Origin of the sequence: Amycolatopsis sp. 2-15, from assembly GCF_030285625.1 — a bacterium.
In the GTDB taxonomy this organism is placed as follows: Bacteria; Actinomycetota; Actinomycetes; order Mycobacteriales; family Pseudonocardiaceae; genus Amycolatopsis; species Amycolatopsis carbonis.
This window is the reverse complement of sequence record NZ_CP127294.1, coordinates 3,821,309-3,833,533: the sequence shown is the minus strand read 5'-3', so window position 1 is coordinate 3,833,533 and position 12,225 is coordinate 3,821,309. Positions and strand designations below refer to the sequence as shown.

General features: G+C 69.5%; 14 protein-coding genes. 4 read left to right on the top strand and 10 right to left on the bottom strand.

The annotated features are described in order from the left end of the window. Positions 1-18: 18 nt before the first annotated feature. The 4 genes from QRX50_RS18970 to QRX50_RS18960 all read right to left on the bottom strand — a co-directional run bounded on the left by QRX50_RS18970 (position 19) and on the right by QRX50_RS18960 (position 1,924). Positions 19-687: a GntR family transcriptional regulator gene (locus QRX50_RS18970; protein ID WP_285973273.1), complete on the bottom strand. Its 669-nt coding sequence runs from the start codon at positions 685-687 to the stop codon at positions 19-21. A 49-nt stretch (positions 688-736) separates the two neighbouring features. After that, positions 737-856, bottom strand: coding sequence for a hypothetical protein (locus QRX50_RS49540; protein ID WP_353074157.1), 120 nt, complete (start codon positions 854-856; stop codon positions 737-739). A 253-nt stretch (positions 857-1,109) separates the two neighbouring features. Beyond that, entirely contained in the window at positions 1,110-1,421 is a 312-nt protein-coding gene (locus QRX50_RS18965) for an ANTAR domain-containing protein (RefSeq protein WP_285973272.1), read from the bottom strand. Positions 1,422-1,480: 59 nt separating this feature from the next. Next, positions 1,481-1,924, bottom strand: a complete 444-nt coding sequence (locus QRX50_RS18960) for an ATP-binding protein (protein ID WP_285973271.1) — start codon at positions 1,922-1,924, stop codon at positions 1,481-1,483. Between the two features lie 284 nt (positions 1,925-2,208). On the opposite strand from QRX50_RS18960, the gene QRX50_RS18955 reads away from it, so the two are divergent. Then, a complete protein-coding gene (locus tag QRX50_RS18955; RefSeq protein WP_285973270.1) occupies positions 2,209-3,588 on the top strand; it encodes an MFS transporter in 1,380 nt (459 codons plus the stop codon). Here the strand turns inward: QRX50_RS18955 and QRX50_RS18950 are convergent. Beyond that, entirely contained in the window at positions 3,560-4,243 is a 684-nt protein-coding gene (locus tag QRX50_RS18950) for a TetR/AcrR family transcriptional regulator (protein ID WP_285973269.1), read from the bottom strand. The two genes, QRX50_RS18955 and QRX50_RS18950, sit on opposite strands and share 29 nt — an antisense overlap. A gap of 75 nt (positions 4,244-4,318) precedes the next feature. On the opposite strand from QRX50_RS18950, the gene QRX50_RS18945 reads away from it, so the two are divergent. Continuing rightward, on the top strand, positions 4,319-5,440 hold the full coding sequence (locus QRX50_RS18945; protein ID WP_285973268.1) for an FAD-dependent oxidoreductase: 1,122 nt from the start codon (positions 4,319-4,321) through the stop codon (positions 5,438-5,440). A 487-nt stretch (positions 5,441-5,927) separates the two neighbouring features. Here the strand turns inward: QRX50_RS18945 and QRX50_RS18940 are convergent, their stop codons facing one another. The 5 genes from QRX50_RS18940 to QRX50_RS18920 all read right to left on the bottom strand — a co-directional run bounded on the left by QRX50_RS18940 (position 5,928) and on the right by QRX50_RS18920 (position 10,543). Further along, positions 5,928-7,061, bottom strand: coding sequence for an IS701 family transposase (locus tag QRX50_RS18940; protein WP_285974499.1), 1,134 nt, complete (start codon positions 7,059-7,061; stop codon positions 5,928-5,930). A gap of 199 nt (positions 7,062-7,260) precedes the next feature. Beyond that, positions 7,261-7,935 carry an NADPH-dependent F420 reductase gene (locus QRX50_RS18935; protein ID WP_285973267.1) on the bottom strand — a complete coding sequence of 225 codons (675 nt, stop codon included), beginning with the start codon at positions 7,933-7,935 and terminating at the stop codon, positions 7,261-7,263. Continuing rightward, a complete protein-coding gene (locus tag QRX50_RS18930) occupies positions 7,932-8,969 on the bottom strand; it encodes an LLM class flavin-dependent oxidoreductase (RefSeq protein WP_285973266.1) in 1,038 nt (345 codons plus the stop codon). The genes QRX50_RS18935 and QRX50_RS18930 overlap by 4 nt, the downstream gene beginning before the upstream one ends. Then, the gene (locus QRX50_RS18925) at positions 8,962-10,014 is read right to left on the bottom strand and encodes an LLM class flavin-dependent oxidoreductase (protein ID WP_285973265.1); all 1,053 of its coding nucleotides are present in this window, start codon (positions 10,012-10,014) and stop codon (positions 8,962-8,964) included. The genes QRX50_RS18930 and QRX50_RS18925 overlap by 8 nt, the downstream gene beginning before the upstream one ends. A 55-nt stretch (positions 10,015-10,069) precedes the next feature. Beyond that, on the bottom strand, positions 10,070-10,543 hold the full coding sequence (locus tag QRX50_RS18920; protein WP_285973264.1) for a MarR family winged helix-turn-helix transcriptional regulator: 474 nt from the start codon (positions 10,541-10,543) through the stop codon (positions 10,070-10,072). A 94-nt stretch (positions 10,544-10,637) separates the two neighbouring features. On the opposite strand from QRX50_RS18920, the gene QRX50_RS18915 reads away from it, so the two are divergent. Both QRX50_RS18915 and QRX50_RS18910 read left to right on the top strand, forming a co-directional pair. Then, complete coding sequence (locus QRX50_RS18915) at positions 10,638-11,201, top strand: NADPH-dependent FMN reductase (protein ID WP_285973263.1); 564 nt, start codon at positions 10,638-10,640, stop codon at positions 11,199-11,201. A 170-nt stretch (positions 11,202-11,371) separates the two neighbouring features. After that, positions 11,372-12,211, top strand: a complete 840-nt coding sequence (locus QRX50_RS18910) for an LLM class F420-dependent oxidoreductase (protein ID WP_285973262.1) — start codon at positions 11,372-11,374, stop codon at positions 12,209-12,211. The last annotated feature ends 14 nt before the right edge of the window (positions 12,212-12,225 follow it).

Below are 12,225 nucleotides of genomic sequence, written 5' to 3'. Positions count from 1 at the left end.
TGAACAATGGCCGGGCTGTTACAGCCCCGCGTCCTCGGTCACGCCCAGCGCGCGGCGGGTGCTGGACAAATGCGCCCGGACCGCCTCGTACGCGCGTTCGCCGTCCCCCGCGCGCACGGCTTCCGCGATTTCCTGGTGCTCCTCGAGGATCACGTCGAGGCGATTCCGTGTACCACTGCGGCCGCTCACGGTGGACTCGCCGACCATCCGCATCTGCCGATCGCGCAGCGAGCCGTACACCGAGCCGAGGATCGGGTTCGCGGCCGCGTCGACCAGCACGGTGTGGAACGCGCGATCGGCCTCCAGGAACTCGCCGAGCCCGGCCGCCGCCTGCTGCTTGGCCCGCTGTTCTTCCATGCCCGCGAAGACGGCTTCGCGCACCTCCGGCCCCGCGGCCGCGACCTTGCCGGCCGCGAACTGCTCCAGCACGAGCCGCGCCTCCAGCACCGCGCGGACCTCGTCTGGCGACACCGGCACGACGAGCGCGCCACGCTGCGGGTACAGCCGCAGCAGCCCTTCGCCTTCCAGCCGCAGGAACGCCTCGCGCACCGGCGTCCGGGACATGCCCAGCGCCTCGGCGACCTCGCCCTCGCTGATCAGCTCGCCGCCCGGGAACCCGCCGGACAGCACCTGCTCCTTGACATACGCGAGCGCGCGATCTTTCGCACCGAAGCGCTCGCTCGCCATCGGTCCTCCGTGAGGTCGGAAGAAATCCCAGTCGTATCTTAGCCGCCGGTCAGGCCGCGGCGAGCGCGGCGCGGAAGGTGGCCCGGTAGCTGCCCGCGGTGGTGCCGACCTGGCGTTCGAAGTGGCGGCGCAGGGTTACCGCGGAGCCGAACCCCACCGTCGCGGCGATCTCGGAGATGCGGTGGTCAGTGGTTTTGAGCGGGACCTTCGCGCTCGCGACTCGTGGTGTCGGCCATCAGCAGCGTCTCCAGTGGCGCGAGCTCGCCGAAGTCCACGCCTGAGGACAGCACCTTCCGGCTGCTCGGCGCGGCCACGCGAAGTGACTGGCGTCTTGGCGGCGTACACGCGCTCCCGCTAGCGAGCATGACTTGAGCCTTCAAGCCACTGCAGTCATGGCGTGAGCGGGTCGTTCCGTTCGAGACTCAGCTCTCGGCGCCGAAGTCGCTGCCGAGGACGCCCGCCCGCAGTTCGGCGAGCACGGCGTCGGCCGTCTCGGCCGGCAACTCGGGCTGCGCGCCCGTTCCGCTCGCTACGACGACCGTGGCGACGTCATGCAGTTTCACGTTCGTGTGCTGCGAGACCTCACGCAGGGCCTCGAAGGCCTCGTCGTCGGTCAAACTTCGCACCAACATGAGCATGCCCTTGGCCTGCTCGATCACCGGGCGCGTCGCGAGCGCCGCCGCCAGCTGCTCCACCTTGGCAGCCTGCTCCACCGGCTCCAGATCAGAACTCACGGGAAAATTCCACCACAAGATGGTGGGACCACACCACTTCCGGGAGCGGCCGGTCACCCTCACGAACCGGTGCTGTTGCCCGACTCCACGAGCTCGGCCCACACGGTCTTCCCGGTCGCCGTGACCTGCTGGCCCCACGCGACACACAGGGCGGCGATGAGGTGCAGGCCGCGGCCACCCTTGTTGTCCGGCGGCCGCGGCGCCGCACGGACCGGGGTGCTGTCGTCGACCTCGACGCGGACCCGACCGGGCAACCGCAGCAGCCGCACGCACTGCGGCGGGCCGCCGTGGGAGAGCGCGTTGGTGGCCAGCTCGTCGACGACCTGGACGACGTCGATCAGCACGTCGGCATCGACGTCGAGCAGGTGCTCGCGCGCCCAGCACCGCACCTGGTGCAGCTCGCCGCCGGCGCCGGTCAGCGGCAGCGCCGTCATCGCCGCGTCCGGTTCGAGCGCACGGGACAATCCACCAGCGGTCAGTGCTCCTTCTCCGAACTTCGGCATGATCCAGCGTCCTCATACCCCGATCCGAAGGAGTTGAAGCATCGCCAGGCCGGCACTGCCGGGTGGCGCTGGCCCTGGCTGAGTCGGAGGTGAACGAGTCCGGTCTCCGGCCGGCGTGGAGGTTCGGGGTCTGCGTGCGCCGGCAGAGGTTCGGGGTGCCGCTGACGGTGACGGGCGCGCGGCGGCCCCCGTGGCCGGTGACGGTGCCCTCCCCGGCGCCACCCCGATGTGATCCCCATCGCGACCACCCGGCCGGCCCGACCAGGCCAGTAGGGTCGACCGTCATGGGGTTTCGGCGGGGGTTGGCGCTGCTGGTGGCCGCCACGTTCTTCATGGAGATCGTCGACGCCACGATCATCGCGCCCGCGGCGCCGCTCATGGCGGCCGACCTCGGGGTGCGCTCGGTGGACGTCAACGTGACCATCACGGCCTATGTCCTGACCCTCGGCGTGCTCATCCCGATCAGCGGCTGGCTCACCGGCCGCTTCGGCGCGCGCCGCGTGTTCGCGACCGCACTGATCCTGTTCACACTTTCATCATTGGCGTGCGCACTCGCACCAAACCTTGTGCTGCTGACAACAGCGCGGGTCGTGCAGGGCGTCGGCGGCGCGATGATGGTGCCCGTCGGCCGGCTGGTGGTCCTGCGGGCCACACCCAAAAAAGATCTGGTCAAAGCCGTCGCCTACCTGACGTGGCCCGCGTTGCTCGCGCCCGTGGTGGCGCCGGTCGCCGGCGGGCTGCTGGCGCAATACGCGTCGTGGCGGTGGATCTTCGTGATCAACCTGCCCCTCGGCATCGCCGCGCTGGCCGTGGCGTGGGCGATCGTGCCGGATCTGCGCGCGGAGCGGCCGGCGCCGTTCGACCGCGTCGGGTTCGGGTGGGTGGCCGTCGGCACCGCCGCGCTGGTCGTCGCCCTCGAAGTCCTCGGCTCGGGCTTCGGCCCGGGAACGGCGGTGGCGCTGGTCGTGGCCGTCGTCGGCCTCGGCTCGGCGACCAGGCACCTGCTGCGCACGCCGAATCCCTTGCTCGACCTGCGAATCCTCCGCATCGCGACCTACCGCATCACCGCCGCCACGGGCTCCGTCTACCGGGGCGTGATCACCGCCATCCCCTTCGTCCTCCCGCTGCTTTTCCAGCTCGGCTTCGGCTGGACCCCCGCGCGCGCCGGCTTGGTGGTGATCGCACTTTTCGTGGGCAACGTCGGCATCAAACCCGCCACCACCCCTCTCATGCGCCGCTTCGGCATCCGCACGGTGCTGCTCGCGTCGATCCTCATCGGCGCGGCCGGGCTCGTCGGCCTGGCCTTCGTGCGGGCCGGCACCCCGCTACCCGTGCTGCTCGCCCTGCTCCTCGTCAGCGGCATCTCCCGCTCCACCGGCTTCACCGCCTACAACAGCGTCGCCTTCGCCGACGTCGACGAGCCCCTCATGAACCACGCCAACACCCTGCTCTCGACGCTGCAGGAACTCGGCGCGGGCTTGGGCGTGGCCATCGGTGCCCTGCTCATCCGCGCCGGCGGCCTGGTCACCTCCGACGCGCCCGGCCCGTTCCGCGTGGCGCTGGCGCTGCTGGCCGTCCTGCTGGCGATCCCGCTCGCCGCCGCGATCCGGCTGCCCCACAACGCGGGAAACGCCGTCACCGGGCGTGAATCCCGGCGAGGATGAGGTCGATCCCGGCGAGGAACTGCTCGCGGTCGTCGTGCTCGCGCGCCTGGCGGGCGACGGCCCGGGTGAACGGGTAGTCGTCCGGGTCGAGCTTTTCCCAAGCCGCCGACACCTCGTCGAGGAACTCCGCCCGGTCCACCACTGACCCGGCGACGCGGGCGTTCGAAGCGTTCTGCGCGGCGGAGCCGAGGATGTAGTGCATCAGCGCCGACGCCACGGTGAACCAGCTGTCCTCGGGCACACCCAGCGCGCCGACGTGCCGGCCGATGCCCTCGAAGATCCGCAGGGGCACCGATTTCGTCGGACCGTGCGACAGCTGCAGCGACACCTGCGTGGCCAGCCACGGGTGCTCGGCGACCGCGGTGAACAGGCCCAGCGCGACGGCGCGGATCTCGTCCCGCGGCGAGCCGGCGGCTTCGGCGGGCTCGGCCAGCGCGGCGGCGACAACGGCGTCGGTCGCGGCCTCGAGTAGCTCGCCCTTGTTCGCGACGTGCCAGTAGATCGCCCCGGGCCCGGTGGCGAGGCGCTCGCTCAGCGCCCGGAACGTCAGCCCGCCCTCGCCGGACGCGTCGAGCAGCTCGACGGCGGCCTCGGTGATGCGCTCACGGGAGAGCGCCTCGGTACGCCGCTGAGCTCGGCCGGTCCGTGCAACCATGCGGCCATCTTGACACATCTGGAATGCCGTTCCAATATTGGAACAGCGTTCCAGTCCACTTTCTGAGGAGTCACCATGAACACCGTCACGATCATCGGCGCCGGCCTCGGCGGCCTCACTCTCGCCCGCGTCCTGCACGTTCACGGCATTCCCGCCACGGTCTACGAAGCCGAAGCGTCTCCTGGTGCGCGAGCTCAGGGCGGGATGCTCGACATCCACGACTACAACGGCCAGATCGCCCTCGAAGCCGCCGAGCTCATGGCCGAGTTCTCCGGTCTGATCCTCGACGGCCGTCAGCAGATGCGGGTCCTCGATCCCGACGGGACCGTCCTGCTCGACCAACCCGACGACGGCACCGGAGGCCGGCCCGAAGTCCAACGCGGAGAGCTACGGCAGCTGCTGCTCGACTCGCTCCCCGCCGGCACCGTTCGCTGGGGCGCCAAGGTCGCCGACGCGCGCTCCTTGGGCGACGGCCGCCACGAAGTCAGCTTCACCGACGGCAGCGTTGTCGTAAGCGACCTCCTGGTCGGCGCCGACGGCGCGTGGTCCCGCGTCCGACCGCTGCTGTCGTCCGCCGTCCCCGAGTACGCCGGCACCTCGTTCGTCGAGATCTACCTCCACAACGCCGACACCCGCCACCCGGCGGCCGCGAAGGCCGTCGGCGGCGGGTCGCTCATCGCACCCGCGCCCGGCCGGGAGATCCACGCACACCGGGAAAGCGGCGACACGCTGCACACCTACGTCGTCCTCACCCGGCCCCAGGAGTGGTTCGCCGCCATCGACTTCACCGACACCGCCGCGACGGCCGCGCGCATCGCCCGCGAATTCGACGGCTGGGCCCCGGAACTCACCGCCCTCATCACCGACGGCGACACCGCTCCCCTTCTCCGCCCCCACTTCACCCTGCCCCACGACCACCACTGGGACCGCGTCCCCGGCGTCACCCTCATCGGCGACGCCGCCCACCTCATGCCCCCCAACGGCGAAGGCGCCAACCTCGCCATGCTCGACGCCGCCCGGCTTGCGCAGGCACTCGCCGCCCACTCGGGCAACGTCGAGAAAGCCTTGTCCGAATACGAACACGAAATGTTCCCCCGCAGCCAAGCGGTCGCCGCTGAAGGCGCCGAGATGCAGCAGCTCTTCGCCGGCAGCACCTCGGCCCGCGACCTGGTCGCCATGTTCACCGGCGCCGAGTGAGTGGGATCGGTTCCGTCGGCTTTACCGCCCCGGCATGCCAATGCCTTGGCCGACCTGTCGGCGGAACCGGCCCCCGCGCCGCAGGTCCCGGTATCGGCGGGACCCAACATCGCCGGACGCCGCGGCGACGTTCACCAGCACCGAGTAAGCCGCGCCAGTTCCGCCGGGTTTACGGCCACAGCACGCCGATGCCGTCGCCGAGCCGCCGGCGGAAACGGCCCCAGCGCCACAGGTCCCGGCATCAGCGGGACCCAACGTTGCCGGACACCGTGGCAGCGTTCACCGGCACTGAGTGAGTCGCACTGCTTCTAATACTGCAACGGCAGTTAGGCGAGTGGGTAGCCGCGTCGTTTGTAGTGGCTGAGCCGGGCTTGGTGTTGTCGTCGGCGGCGGAAGCGGGACCAGGCCCAGACGTGGTTGGCGGCGTCGGCGACACGCAAGACCAGCTTGGTAAGCAGGCGCCGGATCTCCGGTAGCGTGAATCCGATCATGCCCGGCTCGTCGGCTCCGGTTCCCCTTTTGTGACAAGGGATCGGGAGACGGCGAGCCAGGCGTGGGCGAGCATGGACAGGGTGATGTGGGCATACCACGCTCGCCAAGACCGGACCTGATACTGATCGAGTCCGGCTTCGTTTTTGGCCTGCTGGAAGCATTCCTCGATCCGCCAGCGAGTCCCGGCGATCCAGGCCAGGTCCAGCAGCGTCGAGCGGCGGGGTCCGTAGCAGACGTAGTAGGCGATCTCCGTCGGATCGGTGACCTTGCGGCGGGCGAGCAGCCAGTGCCCGCGCCCGGGCTGCCAGCCGATCCGGATCGGTACCCGCGCCCAGTCGTACTCCCGTGGCCCGTGCGCCCCGGCCCCGACCGACAACCGCCGCCACGCCCTGGCTGGCAGGTCCGCGATCAGCTCGTCGGCGCGGGTCTCGGTGCCGCCGGTGGTGACCAGGGTGTCGTTGACCTTGGTGGCCAGCACGTGTGCGGCGTCGTGGGCTTCCAGCCACAGCCGCAGGTACTTGACCTGCCCGTAGGCCTCATCGGCGGTGACCCAGGCGAACGGCACCTGCGCGGCGAAGGCCCGGGCCAACATCGCCATGGCCTGGCGCGGCTTGGTCTCGAACTCGGCCCCTTCCGGGATCCCCGCCCGCCGGCACCGATCCCGGTCCGCGATCCAGGGCTCGGGCAGATACAGCTCCCGATCGATCAGCGCATGCCCGCGAGCACCGGCATAGGCCAGGAACGTGCCGATCTGGCAGTTCTCGATCCGGCCCGCCGTTCCCGAATACTGCCGCTGCACACCGGCCGAGCGGACGCCTTTCTTCAGGAACCCGGTGTCGTCCACGATCAGCACGCCACCGGGCTCGCCGAGGTGCTCGATGACGTAGTCGCGAACGTCATCGCGGACGCCGTCGATGTCCCAGTCCGCCCAGCGCAGCAGCCGCTGCATCCCATCCGGCGACATCTCACCGGCCTGCTCGGCCAGCGTCCACCCATTCTTCCGCTCCAAACCAGCGACCAACCCGGACACATACTCCCGCGCCCGAGCCCGCGGCTCCGACCGCGCGAACCGGCCAGAGATCCGCTCATGCACCCGACCCAGCTGATCCATCACCACATCGACCACCACCACGATGATCTACCACAACGCCAGCAACTGCCGTTGCAGTACTAACGGCCCCCGTCGCACCACGCCAAAGCCACAGCCGAGCCGCCTGAGGGATTGGCCCCGCAAGTCCCGCCCGGTCGGCGTGTTCTCGATACAGCGACACACCCGGGGTCCCCAGACACCCTGGGCGCCGGCCACATCGGGCTCGCGGAGGCGCCGTCTAGTTCGACTCCGCCACCAGCCGTTCGCTGAGGGCGCGACCGCGTTCCGACTCCGGGAACCGCTCCAGCATCGCCCGCAGCTCCGCGGCCTCGACATTCGCCCCGAACGTTTCCGCGCCCGGCTCCAGGCGCACGCCCTCGGCCAGGCCGCCGGCGGGCACGGGGTCGAAGCCGAGCGCATCGACCACAGTGGACACTTCGGCCACGTCCGCGGGGTCGTCGCCGACGATGGCGATGGCCTTGCGGCCGGGCGTGCCGGCGGGGCGGGACTCCTCTTCGAGGTCGTGGTAACCCATGTGGTTGAAGGCTTTCACGACGCGCGCGCCGGGCAGGAACTTCTGCACCGTCTCGCTCGTGGAGACCTCCAGGTCGGCGCGGCGACCGTCCACTTCCCACCAGTAGTTCATGGCGTCGATCACGAGCTTGCCGTCCAGCTCCGCCGCGGGGATGCTGCGGTACTTGCCCAGCGGCAGCGCCAGGATCACGACGTCAGCCGCAGCGGCCTCGGCCGGCGTTGTGGCGACGGCGCCCGGGGCGAGGACCTCCACGGTGAGCGCGATCTTCTCCGGCGCGTCCGAGCCCGCGATCAGCACGCGGTAGCCGGCCGCCACCGCGAGGCGCGCGAGGACCGTGCCGACCTTGCCCGCGCCGAGGATGCCCAGCGTCTGCGTCATTTCCCCTCCGCCAGCAGGTCCCGGACCATCGGGATCACCTTCGTGCCGTACAGCTCCACCGCGTGCATCCGCGCGCTCGCCGGCTGCGAACCGCTGGAGTAGATGAGGTCGAACCGGCCGACGTCCAGGTCCTTCACCGCGCCGGCGATCTTGCGCGCGACCGTTTCCGGCGAGCCGATGTACATCGAGCCGTGCTCGATTTCGCTGTCGTACTCGGCGCGCTGGATCGGCGGCCACCCACGCAGCCGGCCGATGCGGTCGCGGATCACGCGGTAGCGCGGCCAGTACAGCTCGCGCGCTTCCTCGTCGGTGTCGGCGATGAAGCCGGGCGAGTGCATGCCGACCGGGTGCGCGGTCGTGCCGAACTCCGCGGCGGCGCGGCGATAGAGGTCCACGTACGGCGCGAACCGCTTCGCCGGCCCGCCGATGATCGCGAGCATCAGCGGCAGCCCGTAGTGGGCGGTGCGGATCACCGACTGGGGCGACCCGCCGACGCCGACCCACGTCGTCAGGCGGCCCGACTCCGTCTTGGGCAACACGTCGGCCGCGTCCAGCGCCGGGCGGAGCGTTCCGCTCCACGTCACGGGCTTCTCATCGAGTAACTGAACGAACAGGTCGATTTTCTCTTCGAACAACTTGTCGTAGTCGGAGAGGTCATATCCGAACAACGGGAACGACTCCGTGAACGAACCACGTCCGAGAATGATCTCCGCACGGCCGTTGGAGAGTGCGTCGACGGTCGCGAAACGTTGGAAAACGCGCACGGGATCGTCGGAACTCAACACGGTCACCCCCGAGGACAGGTGGATCCGCGACGTGCGCGTGGCGATGCCCGCCAGCACCGTCTCCGGCGTGGTGATCGAGTACTCCGGCCGGTGGTGCTCACCGAGCGCGATCACGTCCACACCGATCTCGTCGGCGAGCACGGCCTCGTCGAGCACGTGCCGGATCGCGGCGGCGTAGGACATCGGCGCGCCGGCGTCGTCCTCCGGGACGTCGCCGAAGGTGTCGAGGCCGAAAACCAGGTCAGACATGGGAAGGCGCCTTCGTGAGCAGTTCGCGAACCCGCGGTGCGACCTCGCGGCCGAACAGCTCGATCGACCGGGCGCGAGCTTCACGGGGCAGGTGCATGATGTCGTACTTCAGGTCGAAACGGTTGAGGCGTAGATCACCCGCCACGGTCGCGATCTTGCGCGCGACGGTGTCCGGCGAGCCGACGAACAGCGCGCCGCCCTCGATCTCCGCCAGGTAGCGACGGCGGTCCGGCTTGTAGAAGCCGCGCTCGGCCGCGAGGTTCGCGACCACCGGCTGCCAGTACTCCCACCACGTCTCGACGGCTTCGGCGTCGGTATCCGCGATCAAGCCGAGCGAGTGCTGTCCGACGGACAACACCGGCTGTTCGAATTGCGCCAAAGCGCGGTGGTAAAGCTCCACGTGCCCGGCGAACCGCTGCGGCCGGCCGCCGATGATCGCCAGCATCAGCGGAAGCCCGTACTTCGCCGCCCGCACGACAGAATCCGGGCTGCCACCCACACCGATCCACGTCGGGATCCCGCCCGGGCGCATCCGTGGGTGCAGTGTCTGGTCCACCAGCGGCGCGCGCACGGTGCCCGACCACGTCACGGACTCCTCGCGTTGTAAACGCATGAACAGTTCGAGTTTCTCTTCGAACAGGTGCTCGTAGTCGGCGAGGTCGTATCCGAACAACGGGAACGACTCCGTCGCCGACGCCCGCCCCAGCACGAGCTGCGCACGGCCGTTGGAGACGGCGTCCACGGTGGAGAAGTCGTGGTAGAGGCGGACGGGGTCGTTGGTGCTCAGGACCGTGACGGAGGTTCCGAGCTTGATGCGCTCGGTCGCCGTCGCGATGGCCGCCAGGAGCACCGGCGTCGCGCTGTCGTTGTGGCCTTCGCGGTAGTGCTCGCCGACGCTGAAGACGTCGAGGCCGGCTTCTTCGGCGAGGCGGGCCTCGTCGACGAGCAGGCGGACAGTCTCCGCGTCGCTCAGCGTGCGCGCTCCGTCGGTGACGACTTCGCCGAAGGAGTTCAGCCCGAACTCGAATCCGGGGTTCTTCGTCATGCCATCAGGATGCGTCGGCACGGCGGCCACCTGCCGCTCCCTCTCATGGAGACCTTCAGTCATCGGCTTCGATGCGCCGGGTGATCTTGTCGGCGGCTGTGCGGAGGGCGCGCAGCTCCGTTTCGGACAGCACGTCGTACACGAGTTCGCGCACGCGCTCGACGTGGCCGGGGGCGGACTCGAGCACGTGCGCGTAGCCGGATTCGGTGAGCACGGCGTGGGTGTAGCGGCCGTCCTCGGGGTCGGGCTCGCGGTAGAGGAAGCCGCGCTTCTGGAGCCGGCTGATGAGGTGCGACAGGCGGGAAAGCTCGGCGTTGGTCAGGATCGCCAGCTCACTCAGCCGCATCCGCCGGCCCGGTGCCTCCGACAGCGCTGCAAGCGCGTAGTACTCGACATAGCTGAGCTGGGCGTCTTCCCGCAGCTGCTTCTCCAGCTCGGTCGGCAGCCGGTGCAGCAGGTACGTGAACGAGCGCCACGTCTGCAGCTCTTCGGAGTCGAGCCACCGTGGGGCGGCCTGCCGGTGTGTCATGCGTCCCAGTCTAGCGCGTGACTTGAATGTTCAAGTTCGGGTGTTCAGTATTTGACATGAACATTCAAGTCAACTCCGGAAGGAACCGGCACACGTGAGTAACCTGAAGATCGCCGTCATCCTCGGCAGCACCCGCCCGGGACGCAACGGCAAGCAGGTCGCCGACTGGGTCTTCGCCAAGGCCAAGGCCCGCACCGGCGCGGACTACGAGCTCGTCGACCTGGCCGAGTTCCCGCTGCCCCACCTCGACGAGGCCCTGCCGCCCACCCTCGGCCAGTACGCCGGCGAGCACACCAAGGCGTGGGCCGCGAAGATCGACTCCTACGACGGCTTCGTCTTCGTGACTCCCGAGTACAACCACTCGACGTCCGCCGTCCTGAAGAACGCCATCGACTACCTCTACGCGGAGTGGAACAACAAGGCGGCGGCCTTCGTGTCCTACGGGTCACTCGGCGGCGCCCGCGCGATCGAGCACCTGCGCGCCATCTGCAGCGAGCTCCAGATCGCCCACGTGCGCCAGCAGCTGTCGTTCTCGCTGTTCACGGACTTCGAGAACTTCGCGTCCTTCACCCCGGCCGCCCTGCACGACGATGCGGCCAACACCCTGTTCACGCAGCTGGAGACGTGGTCCGGCGCTCTGAAGGCGATCCGGGACTGAGGCTTTGCCGGTGGGCACCGCACCGGAATTTCACCGGCGTGGTGCCCTCCGTCCACAAAGCACTGATCAGTGCCGGCTTGGGCTCACGCGTTCAGTCCAACCGTGAGCGGCCACGGAGGCGTGGCAGCGGTGTTGGCAGCTGGGGTTACTCCAGGTTTACGCTCACCACCATGCGATTCGCCATCAAGACTTCGCCCCAGAACACCGTCTGGGAGGACATGCTCGCGGTCTGGCAGGCGGCCGACGAGATCGAGCTGTTCGAATCCGGCTGGACGTTCGACCACTTCTATCCCATTTTCTCCGATTCGACCGGCCCCTGCATGGAGGGCTGGGTCACCCTGACCGCGCTCGCGCAGGCCACCAAGCGGCTGCGCCTGGGCACGCTCGTCAGTGGCATGCACTACCGCCACCCCGCGCTGCTCGCGAACATGGCCGCGACGCTCGACATCGTGTCCGGGGGGCGCCTGGAGATCGGCATCGGCGCCGGTTGGAATGAAGAGGAGTCCGGCGCGTACGGCATGGAGCTGGGCACGCTCAAGGAACGCAGCGACCGGTTCGAGGAAGGCTGCGAGGTCCTCCTGAGTCTGCTGACGCAGGAAACCACCACCTTCAAGGGCACGCACTACCAGCTCACCGACGCCCGCAACGAACCCAAGGGCGTCCAGAAGCCCCACCCGCCCATCTGCATCGGCGGCAGCGGCGAAAAGCGCACGCTGCGCACGGCGGCGAAGTACGCCGACCACTGGAACTTCACCGGCGGCACGCCCGAGCAGTTCGCCCACAAGCGCGACGTCCTGCACCGCCACTGCGCCGACATCGGCCGCGACCCGAGCGAGATCACGCTGTCCTCGCACGTGCGCCTCGAGCCCGACCTGGACTACGCCGCGGTCGCCAAGCAGGCCGAGGCTCTCGGCGAGGCCGGCCTCGACCTGGCGATCGTCTACCTGCCGCCGCCCCACACCCCCGCGGTGCTGGAACCGCTGGCGAAGGCGCTCGAACCGCTGCGCTGATCTTTCACCGGGGC